This window comes from Sagittula sp. MA-2, assembly GCF_030126985.1.
In the GTDB taxonomy this organism is placed as follows: Bacteria; Pseudomonadota; Alphaproteobacteria; order Rhodobacterales; family Rhodobacteraceae; genus Sagittula.
Genome location: NZ_CP126151.1, coordinates 40,324 through 56,241 on the forward strand (window position 1 = coordinate 40,324; position 15,918 = coordinate 56,241).

At 60.7% G+C, this 15,918-nt stretch carries 26 protein-coding genes and 1 pseudogene; 10 read left to right on the plus strand and 17 right to left on the minus strand.

The window, feature by feature from the left end; all coding sequences use genetic code 11:
- Positions 1 to 107: 107 nt before the first annotated feature.
- The 4 genes and pseudogenes from QNI11_RS26515 to QNI11_RS26530 all read left to right on the plus strand — a co-directional run.
- Positions 108 to 425: pseudogene (locus tag QNI11_RS26515) on the plus strand (acyl-CoA dehydrogenase family protein); the annotation flags it as partial.
- A gap of 49 nt (positions 426 to 474) precedes the next feature.
- On the plus strand, positions 475 to 1,041 hold the full coding sequence (locus QNI11_RS26520) for a biotin transporter BioY (protein WP_074838768.1): 567 nt from the start codon (positions 475 to 477) through the stop codon (positions 1,039 to 1,041).
- Positions 1,042 to 1,179: 138 nt separating this feature from the next.
- Complete coding sequence (locus QNI11_RS26525) at positions 1,180 to 2,013, plus strand: MBL fold metallo-hydrolase (protein ID WP_240672155.1); 834 nt, start codon at positions 1,180 to 1,182, stop codon at positions 2,011 to 2,013.
- An 89-nt stretch (positions 2,014 to 2,102) separates the two neighbouring features.
- Positions 2,103 to 2,849, plus strand: a complete 747-nt coding sequence (locus QNI11_RS26530) for a hypothetical protein (protein WP_283984062.1) — start codon at positions 2,103 to 2,105, stop codon at positions 2,847 to 2,849.
- A 183-nt stretch (positions 2,850 to 3,032) separates the two neighbouring features.
- On the opposite strand, the gene QNI11_RS26535 is transcribed toward QNI11_RS26530, so the two are convergent.
- From QNI11_RS26535 to QNI11_RS26550, 4 genes are read right to left on the minus strand one after another with little or no spacing between them, the layout of a single operon-like run.
- Positions 3,033 to 3,809 (minus strand): DsbA family protein, encoded by a 777-nt coding sequence (locus QNI11_RS26535; RefSeq protein ID WP_283984063.1) that lies wholly within the window; start codon positions 3,807 to 3,809, stop codon positions 3,033 to 3,035.
- Complete coding sequence (locus tag QNI11_RS26540) at positions 3,809 to 4,600, minus strand: glutaredoxin (RefSeq protein WP_283984064.1); 792 nt, start codon at positions 4,598 to 4,600, stop codon at positions 3,809 to 3,811. Before QNI11_RS26540 ends, QNI11_RS26535 begins: the two co-directional genes overlap by 1 nt.
- Before the next feature lie 18 nt (positions 4,601 to 4,618).
- Positions 4,619 to 4,750 (minus strand): hypothetical protein, encoded by a 132-nt coding sequence (locus QNI11_RS26545; RefSeq protein ID WP_268892434.1) that lies wholly within the window; start codon positions 4,748 to 4,750, stop codon positions 4,619 to 4,621.
- Positions 4,751 to 4,774: 24 nt separating this feature from the next.
- Positions 4,775 to 5,314, minus strand: coding sequence for a DUF305 domain-containing protein (locus tag QNI11_RS26550; protein WP_373418481.1), 540 nt, complete (start codon positions 5,312 to 5,314; stop codon positions 4,775 to 4,777).
- 105 nt (positions 5,315 to 5,419) lie between these two features.
- On the opposite strand from QNI11_RS26550, the gene QNI11_RS26555 reads away from it, so the two are divergent.
- Positions 5,420 to 5,692 (plus strand): metal-sensitive transcriptional regulator, encoded by a 273-nt coding sequence (locus QNI11_RS26555; protein WP_283984065.1) that lies wholly within the window; start codon positions 5,420 to 5,422, stop codon positions 5,690 to 5,692.
- A 6-nt stretch (positions 5,693 to 5,698) separates the two neighbouring features.
- Here the strand turns inward: QNI11_RS26555 and QNI11_RS26560 are convergent, their stop codons facing one another.
- The 8 genes from QNI11_RS26560 to QNI11_RS26595 form a co-directional block, all read right to left on the minus strand.
- Complete coding sequence (locus QNI11_RS26560) at positions 5,699 to 6,100, minus strand: hypothetical protein (protein ID WP_283984066.1); 402 nt, start codon at positions 6,098 to 6,100, stop codon at positions 5,699 to 5,701.
- Complete coding sequence (locus QNI11_RS26565; RefSeq protein ID WP_283984067.1) at positions 6,097 to 7,335, minus strand: multicopper oxidase family protein; 1,239 nt, start codon at positions 7,333 to 7,335, stop codon at positions 6,097 to 6,099. Before QNI11_RS26565 ends, QNI11_RS26560 begins: the two co-directional genes overlap by 4 nt.
- Before the next feature lie 203 nt (positions 7,336 to 7,538).
- Positions 7,539 to 8,417, minus strand: coding sequence for a copper resistance D family protein (locus QNI11_RS26570; protein ID WP_283984068.1), 879 nt, complete (start codon positions 8,415 to 8,417; stop codon positions 7,539 to 7,541).
- 3 nt (positions 8,418 to 8,420) lie between these two features.
- Positions 8,421 to 8,765, minus strand: coding sequence for a copper resistance CopC family protein (locus tag QNI11_RS26575; protein ID WP_259994575.1), 345 nt, complete (start codon positions 8,763 to 8,765; stop codon positions 8,421 to 8,423).
- Positions 8,762 to 9,124: a cytochrome c gene (locus QNI11_RS26580; RefSeq protein ID WP_306418242.1), complete on the minus strand. Its 363-nt coding sequence runs from the start codon at positions 9,122 to 9,124 to the stop codon at positions 8,762 to 8,764. The genes QNI11_RS26575 and QNI11_RS26580 overlap by 4 nt, the downstream gene beginning before the upstream one ends.
- Positions 9,125 to 9,222: 98 nt before the next feature.
- Positions 9,223 to 9,717, minus strand: a complete 495-nt coding sequence (locus QNI11_RS26585) for a DUF411 domain-containing protein (protein WP_283984070.1) — start codon at positions 9,715 to 9,717, stop codon at positions 9,223 to 9,225.
- Between the two features lie 91 nt (positions 9,718 to 9,808).
- Positions 9,809 to 10,123 (minus strand): hypothetical protein, encoded by a 315-nt coding sequence (locus QNI11_RS26590; protein ID WP_283984071.1) that lies wholly within the window; start codon positions 10,121 to 10,123, stop codon positions 9,809 to 9,811.
- A 68-nt stretch (positions 10,124 to 10,191) separates the two neighbouring features.
- Positions 10,192 to 10,779: a hypothetical protein gene (locus QNI11_RS26595; protein ID WP_283984072.1), complete on the minus strand. Its 588-nt coding sequence runs from the start codon at positions 10,777 to 10,779 to the stop codon at positions 10,192 to 10,194.
- A 67-nt stretch (positions 10,780 to 10,846) separates the two neighbouring features.
- On the opposite strand from QNI11_RS26595, the gene QNI11_RS27795 reads away from it, so the two are divergent.
- Together QNI11_RS27795 and QNI11_RS26600 are read left to right on the plus strand one after the other, a co-directional pair.
- Complete coding sequence (locus tag QNI11_RS27795) at positions 10,847 to 11,146, plus strand: cyclic nucleotide-binding domain-containing protein (RefSeq protein WP_373418479.1); 300 nt, start codon at positions 10,847 to 10,849, stop codon at positions 11,144 to 11,146.
- A complete protein-coding gene (locus tag QNI11_RS26600; RefSeq protein WP_283984073.1) occupies positions 11,034 to 11,363 on the plus strand; it encodes a hypothetical protein in 330 nt (109 codons plus the stop codon). The genes QNI11_RS27795 and QNI11_RS26600 overlap by 113 nt, the downstream gene beginning before the upstream one ends.
- Position 11,364: 1 nt before the next feature.
- On the opposite strand, the gene QNI11_RS26605 is transcribed toward QNI11_RS26600, so the two are convergent.
- Complete coding sequence (locus QNI11_RS26605; protein WP_283984074.1) at positions 11,365 to 11,814, minus strand: helix-turn-helix domain-containing protein; 450 nt, start codon at positions 11,812 to 11,814, stop codon at positions 11,365 to 11,367.
- Positions 11,815 to 11,888: 74 nt separating this feature from the next.
- On the opposite strand from QNI11_RS26605, the gene QNI11_RS26610 reads away from it, so the two are divergent.
- Entirely contained in the window at positions 11,889 to 12,824 is a 936-nt protein-coding gene (locus QNI11_RS26610) for a cation diffusion facilitator family transporter (RefSeq protein WP_283984075.1), read from the plus strand.
- On the plus strand, positions 12,821 to 13,414 hold the full coding sequence (locus QNI11_RS26615; RefSeq protein ID WP_283984076.1) for an isoprenylcysteine carboxylmethyltransferase family protein: 594 nt from the start codon (positions 12,821 to 12,823) through the stop codon (positions 13,412 to 13,414). The genes QNI11_RS26610 and QNI11_RS26615 overlap by 4 nt, the downstream gene beginning before the upstream one ends.
- Here the strand turns inward: QNI11_RS26615 and QNI11_RS26620 are convergent.
- On the minus strand, positions 13,402 to 13,752 hold the full coding sequence (locus tag QNI11_RS26620; RefSeq protein WP_283984077.1) for a helix-turn-helix transcriptional regulator: 351 nt from the start codon (positions 13,750 to 13,752) through the stop codon (positions 13,402 to 13,404). The two genes, QNI11_RS26615 and QNI11_RS26620, sit on opposite strands and share 13 nt — an antisense overlap.
- Positions 13,753 to 13,815: 63 nt before the next feature.
- Here QNI11_RS26620 and QNI11_RS26625 point away from each other — a divergent pair, with 63 nt between their 5' ends.
- Positions 13,816 to 14,667: a cation diffusion facilitator family transporter gene (locus QNI11_RS26625; RefSeq protein WP_283984078.1), complete on the plus strand. Its 852-nt coding sequence runs from the start codon at positions 13,816 to 13,818 to the stop codon at positions 14,665 to 14,667.
- 162 nt (positions 14,668 to 14,829) lie between these two features.
- On the opposite strand, the gene QNI11_RS26630 is transcribed toward QNI11_RS26625, so the two are convergent.
- From QNI11_RS26630 to QNI11_RS26640, 3 genes are all read right to left on the minus strand, one after another.
- On the minus strand, positions 14,830 to 15,057 hold the full coding sequence (locus QNI11_RS26630) for a hypothetical protein (protein ID WP_283984079.1): 228 nt from the start codon (positions 15,055 to 15,057) through the stop codon (positions 14,830 to 14,832).
- Between the two features lie 167 nt (positions 15,058 to 15,224).
- Complete coding sequence (locus tag QNI11_RS26635) at positions 15,225 to 15,482, minus strand: helix-turn-helix transcriptional regulator (RefSeq protein ID WP_283984080.1); 258 nt, start codon at positions 15,480 to 15,482, stop codon at positions 15,225 to 15,227.
- A 124-nt stretch (positions 15,483 to 15,606) separates the two neighbouring features.
- Positions 15,607 to 15,867, minus strand: a complete 261-nt coding sequence (locus QNI11_RS26640) for a hypothetical protein (RefSeq protein WP_283984081.1) — start codon at positions 15,865 to 15,867, stop codon at positions 15,607 to 15,609.
- Positions 15,868 to 15,918 lie beyond the last annotated feature (51 nt).

Consider the following 15,918-nt stretch of genomic DNA (forward strand, 5'->3'; position numbering starts at 1 on the left):
TAGGATTTCGAGCCAATTTGAGGATAGCGGAATGGCCCAGAAAAAACAAAACCGGAGTGGATCGTCGCGAAGCTCCGGGAGTCCGACGATCCCAGGGCGCCTCGTGCGGTGTCCTATGGGACAAGCAGGTGGTGCGCCAGCGGCTGGCAGACTGCCAGACGAGGATCGCGGCGGGACGGCAGCTGGTCTATCATGCCGCAGGTCTGGACGCGGCGGGCCACGATTGCGTGCAAGAGGTCTCGATGGTCAAGGCCTATTGCGGCGAACTGGTAAACAGCGTGCTCTACGACTGCGTCCAGTTTCACGGCGGCATGGGCTATATGCGCGAAACCCCGGTTGAACGCATGTCGCGCGACGCCCGTGTTCAGGCCATCGGCGGCGGTGCGAGCGAGGTCATGCTGGAAGAAGTCGCCAAGCGCATGTGAGCTTCCCTATCCAGCAAATCAACGATCTACAGAAACAAGGACGAAACAGATGAATTTGGAAGCCACTCAACGCCAACCGGTCGCAAGACTGACCCGAGAGATCTCAATAATACTCATCGGCACAATACTTCTGACACTATCCGCCAAAATCGCGGTGCCGTTCTACCCGGTACCGATGTCAACACAAACCCTGGTGGTCTTGGGTCTCGGCCTTTTCCTGGGGCCGGTGCGCAGTAGTCTAGTTGTCGCTGCGTACCTTCTGGAAGGTCTGTTTGGCCTGCCGGTTTTCGCTGGCACGCCTCCCGCACCGGCGGGTCTGGCCTATTTTGCGGGTCCCACTGGCGGATTCTTGATTGGGTTTGCGCTCGCGGCGGCGGCTGCAGGATGGATGGTTCAAAAGCTGGCAGGGCTTCCGCCTTCAATCAGAGCATCTGTAGCGGTCCTCTCCGGTTCGATACTTATGTATTGCGCAGGGCTATTCTGGTTGGGTGGCTTTGTCGGCTATGGCGAAAAATTGCTGAACGCCGGGCTTTACCCGTTCCTGCTTGGAGACCTGACGAAGGCAGCAATTGCTGTAGTGCTGTATACAGGTTTCCATAATCGGGGTCACGCTTGACTGCTGGGCTTTGTTGCCTTGTTCCAGCGCCGGTTCTGACCGGCGCTGGACGCCAGCCCGAGGCTTCCAAAGCTATGCAAAGCAAAAGGCGGCTTTGCAAGTCCCAGACTTTTCACTGTCAGAAAGTGGTCGTATTCAATGACAAAACGCAGCATGTTTCACACAGAGCCGGAACCGTGTCGCGCGCGTGCAGAACAGGTGGCCGAGGGAATCCTGAGGATCGTTGCGAGCAATCCCGGGAAGATGACCTATCACGGGACGAACAGCTACATCATTGATACACCTGACGGTCGGTTCATTCTCGATCCGGGTCCAGCAGAAGACAGTGCACATTTCGAAGCAATTGTCGAGAATCTGGGAGGCAACCCGGCCGGAATTCTAGTGTCACACCACCATTCCGATCATTTCGGTGCCGTGCCGGGATTGCGCGAACGGACAGGTCTGCCCGTTTATGTTTCGCGTGCCTTTCCAGACGATGCATTTCAACCCGACGGGTTTTTGGAAGACGGGCAAAGGATTGCCGGTCTTACTGTCCTTCACACACCCGGTCACGCGAGCGATCACCTCTGCTTTGCGAGGCTGGATGGAGTGTTATTCACGGGCGACCACGTGATGAGTTGGAACAGTTCGATCGTCAGCCCCCCTGACGGCAACATGCGTGATTACTGCGACCAGCTTCAACGGCTTATTGATCGCGACGATAGGATCTGCCTGCCGGGTCACGGGCCCGTACTCCAGGATCCGCGCCCTTACATCGAACGGTTACTTGCCAACCGGATGCGCCGCGAGACCCAGATCCTCAAGCATCTCCTAAATACTTCCGATACAGTCCAGAATATCGCCGCTTCAGTCTACAAGAAATCTGACCCGCATATTGCAATGGCCGCCGAAAGGAATGTTGTGGCTCATTTACAGAAACTTCTTTCTGAATCGCGAGTGGCTCAGGAAGAAGGGATCTGGAGGGTAAATTAACATAAACTTGATTATGCGACGTTATACTTAGTGTTGCGATAGTATATTATTGTATGTATGCTGAACCCCTGTCACGGAGGTTCCTCAGCATGCGCCACTCAGTCAAGAAGCTCCTCCCCTCGGTCGCAGTCGCTTTGGCCGTGACAGGTCTTTCGCTGCCGGCACCCGTCCGCGCGCAGACATACCCGATCGATTGCGCGATCCTCTTGTGTCTGTCTGGCGGCTGGCCGGCTTCAGTGCCATGCGCCCGGGCTCGCGCCGAATTCATCAGGCGGATCACGCCCTGGCCGGTGGAACCCCCGCTTCAAATCTGGCGCTGTCCCATGGGCGCGTCACTTGAGACCGCTCCAGCAGCAGACAGTGCAGACCGCATCTTTGAAGCGTTCTTCCAGAACAACAGCACTGCACCGCGACAATATTTTCCAGCCCGCGATGCGGCTGACCCGATTGAGGTTGCTTGGCGCACTCCAGAAGCTCCAGATCACCTTGTTCCCGCCGACCGGGCCCTTCGGTTCGTTCAGGATCGCGCGGACATCGATATCAGCGGACCTGAGTTCAACTTCGTACGATCAATCCGAGTCTTTGATGTCCGGTATGCGCGACAGCACGAATCCGGGCGTGACGGCGACTGCAACCGTAGCACCACCGTGGTCCTCGGCACATACGGAACCCAAGGCGACTTCGCTTGGCGTAGGTCTTCCATCACCGCCCTACCCTCCGCCCATATCGGCCTCGAACGCTGGGGCCAGAATTGCCCTAGCATCTATCACCGTTCTGTCTTCGTCGACTGGCGTGACTATGAAGGGAACTACGGCTTTGAGCAGGTGAACTACTAGCGCCGACAAAGACAGCGTTGGCATTCATCCGTGTCGGCCCAAGTACTCGGAGTTACTCAATCACCGGTCGTTCGCTGCTGTCGATGCCAAGGTCAGCTGAGCGGACAGAGCGGACCTCCAACTCAAGCGTTTGAACGTCCGCCCCTTCTGAAATTTGAATCTGACAGCCCCTTACGCAATAAATCAGTCGATCAGGCAGGGATTCCTGACCTCTTCCGCGATCAGCTTGCGGAGCGCTCCTGTCGGAATCGACCCCATGAACACGGTGCGACCGACTGCGAAGGCAGGTGTACCAATAAAGCCGAAGACATCCGCGATTGCCGCCGTCAGGCCCAAACGGCGCTCGATAGCGTCCGACCGCATATCTTCAAGCAATCTGTCGGCATCCAGGTCGAGGTTTTCCGCAATCGCAGCGATGTAGCTTTCATCCGTCACGGCCGGGCTACGGATCAGGCGCGCGTGCATATCGCGGTATCGGCCTTGCAGATCAGCAGCAAGAACCGCGCGGCTGGCGGTAGCCGACGCGACGCCGAGGAGCGGGAGCTGGTGTCGAACAATGTGGAACGTGGCGGGATCACTCTCTTCGAGATCAGTGAGACGATCATCCATCACGCGACAGATAGGACAGGCGAAGTCCGAGAACATAGCAACGGGAACAGTATCGGTCGCACCTTCACCGAAGAAAGCGGCGCACGGATTTGTCCTGACAAACTGTTCAAGCTCGTTGTTAACGTCGGCTTCAGCCTCACCCATATCGAGGCCCGCAAAGATCGCCGCGCCCGGCGTGGATGCCCTGGCTCCCTGCAAACGCCGGAAGGGCGGAAGGTCGGGAATGTCTTCGAATGCAAAGTCCGGCCGACTTAGCGAGGCCAGATAAGGCGCACCCTTGACCCATCCGTAGATGGAGAGGGCACCGCCAGCCAGCAGTGCCCGTCGCTTCCAATCGGTTTTTCTTTCCATCAGCCAACAATCAGTCTGACCAACATGACGATGGCCATTCCCATCATCATCAGGTTTTCGGCAAGGCTTACGAACCCAAGCGGCACGTTCGCGCCTCCGCCCACGCAGGCGCATTTCAGTTCGCGCTTGTCGATGTAGACGGCCTTGAACACGCTGGCAGCACCCACCGTGGCGATAAAAAGCGCCGCAGGGGCGGCGAGCCAGGTCAGCAGCATACCCGTCATCAGGATACCCGCCCCCGTCTCGACCCATGGATAAACATAGGCATACGGCACCCACTTGCGCGCGAGCAGGTCGTAGTTGAGGAACATCGTCGTGAAACTCTCTATATCGCGGAGTTTCTGCATCCCCAGCAGGATCATCGAGACGGAGATGAACCATCCGAGTGTATGCCACGAGATCGTGCCGAGAAAGCCGATGGACAGCGCAAGCGCTGTCGCGGCGGCCACCGCGAAGAGGTAGATCACCGGTTTGTAGGTCGTCGCATCCGGGTCATGGCCGGTCAGCTTCTGGCGCAGGGCGTCATAGCCGCCGACCCGCTCACCCTCGATCCACACCTGCGGTGTCGTGGGAACGTCGAATTCTTCCTTGAAGGCATCGACCTCTGGGCGTTCGCGGAACAGGCGATCATCGACATCATAACCCTTGGACTTCAGAAGCCAGCGCGCCTTTTGGCCCGCCGGACACAGATGGTTCGGCAGGGCCATGCGGTAGAGAACGGCGGTCTTTCCGGTGGCGGCAGTTCCGGGATCGGTCGTTACGTCTGCGACGTCGCGGGTGTCCTTCGGCATGTCATAGTCTCCTTGCGCTCAGCGTCCGCGAGAGTTGCGGATGAAATAGACGATACCGGCGATCAGAAAGACGATCACGAGCAGGGAAATCAAACCCATACCGCCCATCATCCAACCGCTTCCGTCCATCATTTGATCTTCGTTCATCATGTCATTGCTCTTTTAAATCTATCTTCAGTTTTGAGGGCTGACTTCGACACGATCCGTGCCGGGAGCCGCGTCCCCATTGGCCTCGATATCCGCGATGTAGAGTTTCATCTCCTCGATCTCGCTGCGCTGCGCCTCGATGATCGCATCGGCCAGCGCGCGGACGCGCGGGTCGGAAATGTTCGCCCGTTCGCTGGTCAGGATCGCGATGGAATGGTGCGGGATCATCGCCTTCATCCATGCGACATCGCCCACCGTGTCCTGCGACCGGACGAGATAGACACCGGCGGCAAAGGCGATGGCTGCGCCAGCGAAGATCGCGATGTTGGTTTTCCGGTTGGAATACATGCCGAGCATGAAAGCCAGCATGATGATTGCCATCATCCCACCCATGTAAAGCGCCATCCACATCCGCGTTTGCGAGAAGAAAACGTGATCGAGCGCGTAGGTGTTGAGATACATCAGGCCATACATCACCACCGTCGAGGTGCCGATCATCGCGAAGAAACGGCCATAGCCGCCGCCTTTGCCCGTCTCGCTATCGTGGTGCTTGTCGTGTGAAACCATTGTAGTGTTGTCCTGATGTGCCATTGTCTGTCTCTTCAATATACCCATATGGGGTATATAACTGGAATGTCAGCCCTATGGTTCCAAGAAAGGGAGCGCCGCCGCATGAAGGCCAACAAGGAAAAGACGCTGGACCGCCTGTCGCGGCTTGAAGGACAGGTGCGTGGTGTCGCCAAGATGGTCGAGAGCGACCGCTACTGTATGGACATCCTGGCGCAGACGGCCGCGATCCGGTCGGCCGTGCTGGGTGTCGAAAAGCTGGTGCTGGAGAACCACGCCGAGCATTGCGTCGAGTCAGCGATTGAAAGCGGCGACCCGGAGGAACAGCGCGCCAAGTTCGACGAGCTGATCGGGCTCTTGCAGAAGGCGTCGCGGTAGCTTTTCTCAATCGAGCACCTGCCCGCGCCAAAGCATCGCGGCGAGCGCCAATGCCAGCACCACGTCTATCCCGAGGCAGAACGGCCCCCACCATCCCGGCGCGGGATTGGAGATGACCGATCCGGCGAACACATCGAATATCCCGTGCCCCAGCAGAGCTGCGGCGAGTATCCAGGACGAGGTGCGCGCGCCGATGATCGCCAGAGCCACGAAGCCCGCCGCGAGACCGGTATGGACGACGATTTCAAGAGTATCCCTGGTCTGGATCGCGAAAACCACGTAGAAGGCGATGGCCACCATGATGGTGGCCCAGGTTCCGCGCTGGTTCATTACACCGCCGATTGCCATCAGCGCCACCGTGACGCCGCCGAGACCGACCCCGGCCAGAAGGGGACCCCAGACCGTCACGCGACCTCGAACCAGCCCATCATGCCCGACGCCTGATGCGAGAGCATATGACAATGCAGCATCCACTGTCCCGGATTGTCCGCGACGAACGCGATTTCCAGCGTTTCGTCCGCCCCGATCAGAACGGTATCGCGCACGTCGCCCGGCGTGTTCAGGGCACCGCTGCGGGTCAGAACCTCGAAGTGATGGCCGTGCAGGTGGATGGCGTGCGGGAACACGGAGCGGTTGGTCATTTCCAAATGCACCGTCCGGCCCAACGCAGTGCGGAACATCGGCGCGTCCATCCCGTGCGCCACGCCGTTGAAGGCCCAAACCATGCCGTTCGAGGCCAGCTTACGAAAATCCATGACCTCGCCCCGGTATCGGGTTTCGAGCATCCCGCGCATCGCCCCGCCTTCCATCAGCAGCACCTCGCGCTGCGGATCGGATAAATCTGGGACCGGAAGGGTGCTCCATGCGGGGAGCGGCCGCACTTCACCCTCCACAGGTGCAAGTGGTTCACCTGTCGCAACGAAGGCCGCGACATCGACCCATTCTCCGTTGCCGGGATCGAGAAGCAGGGCCGTTTCCGTCTCAGGGTCTAGCGGCATGTCCATGACCACATCCGCCCGCTGCGCCGGTCCTAGCAGGATCGTTTCGACGTCGCGCGGCGGAACCGGATGCCCGTCCAGAGCAATGAGGCGTGACGAGAGACCCGGCATGGCCAAGGGCATGACCCGTGCAGTCGCGGTGTTTATAAGACGCAGACGCACGCGCTCGCCCGGTCGCATGTCCAGATCGGGATAGGCCCTGCCGTTGACCGTGACCGTGTTGCCCATTCTTCCATCATGGGCAGCGGCATGAAGATCGTCCCAGCGGTCTTCGACAATCGCTGCGTCTGCGTCGAGCAACCAGTCATCGAGAACCAGCGTCAATTCGCGGGTCGCCGCACTTGGCTCGCCGAGCCACGGGTCATTGTCCTCCACGATCAGGGGACCTGCCAGCCCTCTTGCTACTTGTTCGAAACCTCTGTCGTGGGAGTGATACCAGTAAGTGCCGGGATCGGGGGCCACGAAGTCATAGTCGAAACTCTCGCCCGGCGGCACCGGGGCCTGCGTCAACGGCGCGGCTCCGTCCATCGCGTTTGAGATGCGGATGCCGTGCCAGTGAACGGCGGTCGGTTGCGGCAGATCGTTGACCAGCCGGTGCCGGACACGCTCGCCCGCTGTGACGCGGATTTCAGGGCCGGGGATCACGCCCGCGCCCTCTGTCGCGTAGGCCCAGACCGGCGTGGCTGGGTATCCGGCGGGGGCGAGCTGTGCCGTGGAGGGCGCGGCCCGCAGGACCGGCAGAGCAGTATCAGCCAATGTCGAGCGAGGCAGAAATGTCGTCCCGCAAAGTGCGGCAGCGCCAGTCAGAAATGTGCGTCGTGAGATATTTGTCATCTTCGGTTTTCCAGTCACAGGTTCACCGGGGGCGTGGTGATTGAGGTCAGAGTGGCTGTCGCCAGCAGGATCAGGGCGACTGCGATGATTTCCATGCGGATTGAGCGGCGCAGGTTAGTGGAAGCCGTCGGATCGCCGGAGGCGAGAGCGGGCACGAGCCGGAGCTTGTTATTTGCGGCCAGCCCCAAAAGCCCGGTGACGACGATGATCTTGGCAATCAGCGTCCAGCCATAGGCGGTCCCGAACAAGCCGCCGAACGAGCCGATCATGAGCCAGGCAAAGGTCAGGCCAACGAGGACGAGGATCGCCACTGTCCCGCTGGCAATCGTGCCGAAGCGGTGCAGCAGGGCCGCACAGCCGGTCAGGCCCGCCGCGCGATGCAAAGGTGCCAGAGCGCCGATCCAGAAGGCCGCAGCCAGCAGATGCACACCCACGAGGGCCGCGAGAAGCCAGCGCGGATCACCAAGCGAATGGCCCACCAGCGTGTAGGATACAGCCACCAGCAAAGCGCCTAGAAGGCTTGCCGTCAGGCCGAAGGTCCCCTCGATCAGCACAGCGAGGATCAGCAGTTCACCCGCCCCACGCCAGAGCGCCGCCGTGCCGAGCGGGCTGTACCAGACGAGACCGAGCATTATGGGATCGACCGCGCCCTCAAAGCCCATGCCCGAAATGCGGGCAGACCGGATACCGAAGCGCAGTGCCAGCACGGCGAGACCGAGCAGCGCCGCGATCACAGCGAGCTTTCGCGCGAGGCGCAGCACGTCATCCGGCGCAAATCTAAAGACCGCGACGAAGAGCGGCCCGCCCATGGCAACCAGCGCCGCTGCATATCCAGCAGCTTTCGCGAGGATTGCCAAAAGCGCCCAACCGTCTATAGGGGCCAGCCCGTCCAACGGTCAGTCCGCAACTGTGAAGTCGAAGCTGCCCTGCATCGGATGGCCGTCAGAAGACAGCCCACGCCAATCTACGGTGTAGGCCCCGGCGGGCACATCTTCGGGCGGCATGGCCCGAAACTCCGTCACTGGATCGAGGCCGGTTTCGCGGGTGACGTCCAGTTCTCCGTCAGGACCGCTTAGGCTAATGGCGGTGACACGCATTGGATCATCGAAGCGCAGTTCGATAGCCTCGACCGTTTCGACGGTTGCCCCGTTCGCCGGGGTCGTGTCTTCGGCTTTCGAATGGGCCAGTGCGGCTGTCGCGGTCCCCAGTGCGGCCGCAAGGGCCAGAATAATTTGCTTCATTGTCTGTTCTCCATTTCGTCATGGCGTTCGCGAATTGCCTGCGGCCATGTCGATTTAATGTAGCTGAGGACGGCGATGATCTCGTCGTCCGTCAGAACGCCCTCATAAGTGGGCATGTTGGATTCGTAGTCGGGATCGCCGATCAGAGCGCCGGTGCCGTATTTGGTCAGCCGGAACAGCGTGTCGCCGTTATGGTGCCACGTATGTCCGGTCTCATCGTGGGGCGGCGCGGGAAGCCGCCCATCCGGGCCGGGCGACCGCCAGTTCGGCTGACCTTCGAGGTTCGCACCGTGGCAAGACGCGCAGTTCTCGGCGTAGATCGTCTGTCCAAGGGCCACCACGTCCGGGTCGGATGGCATCAGCACGGTCTGGGCCGGTGCCGAGGTTCTCCACCCGAAGGCGAGGACAGCGGCTCCCGCAAGAACCGCTGTCCCCAGACCGAGCGCCATAGTCCGGTTCACAGACCGGCCTGATAGAAGACCTCGCCCTCACCGGTGTCGCCACCGAAGGCCAGCACATCATACTGCGCGGTCGGGTCGTTCCCCATACCGGGCGAGCCGCCGGGCATTCCGGGGACCGCGATCCCGTCAATCTCGGGACGTTCTTCTAGCAGCTTGGCAAGGGCTGCGAACGGCACATGGCCTTCGACTACATAGCCGTCGATCATTGCGGTATGGCAGGACCACATCGTGCCCGGCACATCGTTTTCCAGCTTTATGCTGGTGACATCGCGGGTGTCCGTGACCTCGATGTCGTAGCCTTCCTCGCGGGCCAGGGCGACCCAGGCACCGCAACAGCCGCAGGTCGGGCTTTTGGTCACGTGCATCGTGCCGTGATCGGCCATACCGGAATGATTGTCGGCATGGGCCATACCGACCGCGCCGAAGGAGGCGAGGCCAAGCGAAAGTGCTGCGGCAGGGGTGAAGGCGAGTAGTGTCTTGATAAATTTCATGTCTTTTCCTCTCGACAGGAATACGCACGGGCTCTGCCCGTTCTGGTGTGATTGCAACGAAGGGACCGCGATACGGGGAACGCGGCAGGCATCACGCAACGCGGGGCGGGTCGAGAGGGCCGGACGACTCGATGCCCGTTAGCAGCAGGCTTGCGACGACGAAGACATCCTCGCACCTCGCAGAGGCGTCGTCATGGTGGCCTGCACCGGGAAGCAGCGCGGGAAGCGCATGGCAGGTCTGGGAGCGCTCAGAGCTTTCTGAACAGCAGACCGGCTGATCGCCGGCCACTTCATCCATCGCAACGTGGCTATGCTCGACGACAGCCGCATGGCCCGCATCCATCGCCCCGGAGATCGAAGCGGACAGCGCAACCAAGACAACAAGAAAAAGCCGGATCAAAGTCATGGCACATACCTACATGGGGTATGAGGATATTTGCAAGCTGCAAGCCGCGATACATCCTGTCGCGGGCGTCAATGCGCGTGCGCATCGTCCCCAACCGCCATCATCAGATGATGTTCGCGATGATGATCCTGGCTCGCCATCAATCCGAAGAAGCCCAAGCCCTTAATCCGGGCAACAACGGCCGGATCGTCGCTGGTGACGCGCAACTCGACACCGGTTTCGACTTCGGCCGCGTCCACTGTCCAGCGATCATCCCGTGCGAGTTGCGCGGCATGGGCCGGAACCATGCGGCGAAGCGTGGCAATCGTTTCCAAATCGCCGGTCGCCATCATCAACAACCCGTCCAGCAGGTCCGTTTCCGTCACGACAGCATCCGACACGAGCCGGTCCATATCGACCAGATGTGCCCGTAGCCCCGCGAGATCGACCCGAGACCAGTCCGTGTCGGCATCGGCTTCCAGCACCCGCACGACTTCGGAGAGCGCCGCGAACGCGCCCTGACCCGGTTCGGTCAGAACTCCACGGTCGGCAGTGTCAGCCGGACCATGTGCGGCATGATCCATCCCTGCATCATGATCGGTGTGCATCGTTTGCGCCAATGCAATGGCCGCGCCGCCAAAAATGGCCGTTGCAGCCAGGATCACGTTCAATTTCATTCCCGTTCCTCACTTGAGTTTCATCGTACCCTACCGGATGTGTCCGAATGCGCGTATGATTTCTATCATGTCTGAATGGCAGCATATATTTGATGGCGCGCCATTGCGTGCGCTCGAGCAAGGAGCGGTCCTGTTCCGGCGGGAAGATCGGGTGAGGTCCATGTATCTGGTGCGATCAGGCATGGTCGCGCTAGAACGCCCGATGAACGACGGAACGTCACTCACCCTCCATATCGCGACGGCCGGGCGCTGCGTTGGCCGAAGCCTCCCTGTTCGCCACGAATTACCACTGCGATGCGGTTGCGCGCACACCTTCCCAAATTGCGACCATGCCCCGTGCCGATTTTTTGGCTGCACTGCGAGATAAACCGGACGCAGGCTTTGAGTCTTATCAAACCCACGCCCTAGAGGTCCAGGCTCAGCGGGCAAGCATCGAGATAATGCGCCTGCGCCGCGTCTCCGACAGGCTGGACGCATGGCTGGACCTTCACGGAGAGCCGGAGAAGGGCGAGTGGATCAGGGACGCGGATCAGATCGGTGTTTCTCCACCCGCGCTCTATCGCGAGTTGGCGCGGCGACGATAACTCACAGCATTTGCGACGTTTCGTCTGGCAGGTCGTGCGCACCGATGCAGAGCCTGTGATCCCCCAGAACCTCGATAACGCGACACTTTCCTGCATGGCCTGGATCATCCGCGTCGGCCATCCGCACCAGCTCTTCGCGAAGTTGCGCGAGAATGGTCAACCGTCTGTCCACGGCCGCGAGCTGCTTCCGCGCAATTTCGTGGGCGGGGGCGCAATCCTTTGACGGGACTTCGGCCAGTGCCATCAGATCGGCGATGTCATCGAGACCGAAGCCCAATTCCCTTGCGTGGCGCAGGAAGGCGAGCCGTTCGAGCGCCGCTTCATCGTAGCGCCTCTGCCCGCCTGTCGTGCGCGCCGGTGCCGGTATCAGACCTCGGCTTTCGTAGTAGCGGATCGTCGTGACCTTCACGCCCGTCCGGCGCGACATCTGCCCGATGGAATATTCTTTCATGTCGCCCCTTGAACCTACAGTCGCTGTAGATCGTATCTATCCTGAAACGATACGAATCGAAAGGAGTTGCCGCTATGGGGCACGGCCACCATCATCACGTCGATCCCGACGCAGGCGACCGCAGGGTATTCGCCGCCATCGCGGTCAACATGGGTCTGACGGTCGCGCAGATCGTGGGCGGCATCGTTTCCGGTTCGCTGGCGCTTATCGCGGACGCGCTGCACAACTTTTCCGATGCGATCTCGCTCATCATCGCCTTCGCGGCCCGGAAGATCGCGCGGCGACCGAGGGATGCGGAAATGACGTTCGGCTACGGTCGGGTCGAGGTCGTCGCCGCGCTCATCAACTACACCACGCTGATCGTGATCGGCCTTTACCTGCTTTACGAGGCCGCGCTGCGCTTTGCCGACCCGCCGCCCGTCGAAGGCTGGCTGATCGTCGTGATCGCCGGGATCGCACTGATCGTGGACGCGGTGACGGCGGCGTTGACCTACGCCATGTCCAAATCCAGCGTGAACATCCGTGCGGCCTTCCTGCACAACGTGGCCGACGCGCTCGGTTCCGTCGCCGTGATCGTCGCGGGCACGCTGATCCTGCTCTACGACTGGCGGCTGATCGACCCGCTCGTGACGGTGCTGATCGCGGGCTACATCCTGTGGCAATCGTTCCGCGAGATCGGGCCGGTAATCCGTATCCTGATGCTCGGCTCGCCACCCGAAATCGAGACGGAGGCGGTTTTGGAGACCGTGCGCGGGATCGACGGCGTGACGGGCATCCATCACGCGCATTTCTGGCAGATGGACGAACACCGTGCGGCCCTGGACGCGCATGTCGTCATCACCGAGGGCCGCTGGAACGAAGCCGACGCAGTGAAAGATCGGATCAAGACGGCACTCGCCGACCGGTTCGACATCGAGCACACGACGTTGGAGCTGGAATGCGCGCGCCACGCCTGCGGCGAGCCGTCCGAGTTCGGCGGGCGCGGGCATGGCGAGGAGCCGCACGGATGAACGATCTTGTTCCCTTCGCGCTGACCGTTGCGCTTGTCTGCGAAGCCGTTCTCCTTGCAATGCTGCTCTGGTCGATCCTTGTTCCGGCGCGCCGTCTTTGGCCCCCGCAACGGGTGAGCTGGTTCAGTCAGACTATGGTCTGGCCACCGACCCTCGCGGTTTTCGCCGCTGCGATCCTCGTAGGCCTTGCTGAATGGAACATGCTGGACTGGCCGCTCTGGCTCCGATGGGGCGCATGCCTGCCGCTGATCCTGGCGGGCAACGCTGTAGTCTGGCCTGCTGCCTTGGGCATCGGACTCGACGCCACCAGCGGCGCGGAAGCCGAGCTGAAAACCGATGGCTTCTACCTCTGGTCGCGCAACCCGCAATACGTGGCAGACATGGGCATCTTGATCGGATGGGCGATCCTGTCCGCCACTCCCGCTGCATGGATCATCGCGACAGGCGGTGTGATTGCCTTTGCGCTCGCTCCGTTCGCCGAAGAGCCGTGGCTGGAAGAGGTCTACGGCGCGCCCTACCGCACGTATCGGAAAAGGACGCCGAGGTTTTTCGGGTTTCCCAGCCGACAGGACGCTGACTACTCGGTATAGCGTTTGCAGTTGTCGATACCGGTTGCGGTCGAGGCAAGGAGCTGATCCGCGTCACGGATCAGCCCGGCGACCCGCCTGTCCGCCAGACTATATCTGACGAACCTGCCCTCACTGCGACGGCTGACCAGGCCGCATTCCAGCAGACAGCGTAGATGGTTCGAGACATTGGGCTGCCCGAGCCCTGTATTTCCGACAATCTCCTGAACGCTGCGTTCGCCCGCCACCAGCTCATCGAGGATCGCCAGGCGGCTGGGATCGCCTAGGCCCCGAAAGAGCTTTGCGCGCAGTTCCAGTGTATCGGGTGCCGAAAGATCGTCTTGAACGTCTTGCGTCGTCATATCATTATCCACTGATACGTTAGCGGCGGCTCCTTTCGCCCGTCAACTTTAAGAGGATCGCACATGAGCCAAGCCGAGAACAGCACGTTGCCGACGGCCTCCACGCCGATCCGAATGCGGGTGCAGGGCATGGACTGCGCCAAGGATGCGGCCGAGATCGAGCGCGCGGCCCGGTCCGCAGGCGTGGCCGAAGGCGATGTGAAGGTATCGGCTGCCACCCATGTCATGACATTGCGGATCGCGGAGGTGGACCTGCCGAAAGTGCGCCCCGCGCTCGACGCCACGGGCTACGGGTTCGAGAAGATGGAGGACGGCGATACATCGTCCGATCCGGCCTACAAGGACCCGGGCTATCGCCGCGCCCTCTGGATCGTGGTCCTGCTCAATCTCGGCTACGGCGTGGTCGAGATGTTCGGCGGATTCCTGTCCGGCTCGCAGGCGCTGAAGGCGGACGCGCTGGACTTTCTGGGCGACGGCGCAATTACGTTTTTGGGCCTGCTCGCCATCGGTTGGAGTCTGACTTGGCGGGCGCGGTCGGCGATGATCCAAGGCGTGTTTCTGGGCCTTCTGGGCCTTGGCGTTGTCGGCAGCACGATTTGGCGCGTTCTCAATCAGACGACGCCCGAAGCCGGGTTGATGGGAGCCTTCGCAGTGGGTGCGCTGATCGTGAACGTCCTCGCGGTCCTGCCGCTGCTGAAGCACCGCAAGGGCGATGCCAACATGCGGGCCGTCTGGCTTTTTTCGCGCAACGACGCCATCGGCAATCTCGCCGTGGTGATCGCCGCCGGGCTGGTCGCGTGGCTCGGAAGTGCCTGGCCTGACCTCATCGTCGCGTTCGCCATCGCAGGACTGTTCCTGCATTCCTCGTGGATGATCATTCGGGATGCCCGTAGTGACTTGGCGGAAGCTGACTAACTCCATCAAGGCGTGACGCGCTCGGACGGAAGCCGACGTTCGTGCGCGCCGCAGCATCGGTGACTCTGGGCTCTTCACGGTCATTCGCCATGTGCGGCCCCAAGGTCCGGTATGCCGGCCGACCCCAACCATCAAATATGAACTGACGGCTTGCCGAGGAACCTACCTGCTGTCGCCGCTTCCGATCCGCGTGAGCGCGTCGAAGGCGATTTCCTGCTTTTGTTCCGCAGTCAGATCCGGCCGAATTTCCGATACCGGCTTGGGCCCATGGACGTCCCACATCACCGCATGCGCGCCTGTGGTCCAGCAATAAACCCAACCAACTATACTGCACCCATCGGCCCCGATCAGATTGGCGATCGCGACGCCCTCACCTTTATCATCGTTCACTGTTTACTGACTTCCTGCACTTTGGCTCTTCTTTTGCGGCGTGACGTGCTTTGGTGCTTGCTTGCACCGCATGTCGCGCTTGGGGGATGTCGGCGGACTACTCTTCTTTGAGGAGCTCACTTCACGAGGGGACATCCAAAGCGGAACGCCCCCAAATTGCATTGTTCTCAAATCTTGTGGTCGGGCTCCGTGGCGGCTTCGACGATCGATAGGACTTCACTTTTGTCAAAGCCAATGACTCTCGCCAGAACTGTAAACTCCACGACGTCGATACGACGCTCGCCGCTTTCGAGACGTGCCACAAATGACTGGGGGCGTTTAAGCTTCGCCGCCAACTGCTGCTGGCTGAGACCCGCATTCTGTCGTGCGTCAACCAAAGCGCGGACGAGCGCCAACTGGCCATCTGTTCTGATTGTTTTCGCCACGCGTCACATACCTTTTGTGACGTCGCTAGCGGATGAAATCCGTTATCTAAAAAGTGGATATTTGAGGGTGTTATCGGCGTCTGGTTTCCACGGGGTGCAAGTCTGGTGCATGCCCAGTGACCCATCAATCCCCCACCAGTTCCAGAAACCGACCGTAGTCCTGACTGACTTCTCGGGCTTCCTCAAAAGCACGCGCACGCTCCTGCTCGAGGCAGCGGAAGTAGTCCTGAATGTCCGCGATGTAGACCTCAAAGTCCCGCCGTATGATATCGGAGTAGTATCGGGCGGCCTGCGAATCGCTTGGCACGAAAGGCCGGACCGGGGCGAGACAAGATTCTGCGTAGCTTGCGACCGGAACGTGCAAAAGCAGTGCTACAGTCTGCATGCCCACCCATCGGCTCAACCGCAGGTTTCTGAAACCCCTATTTTCCTTGAT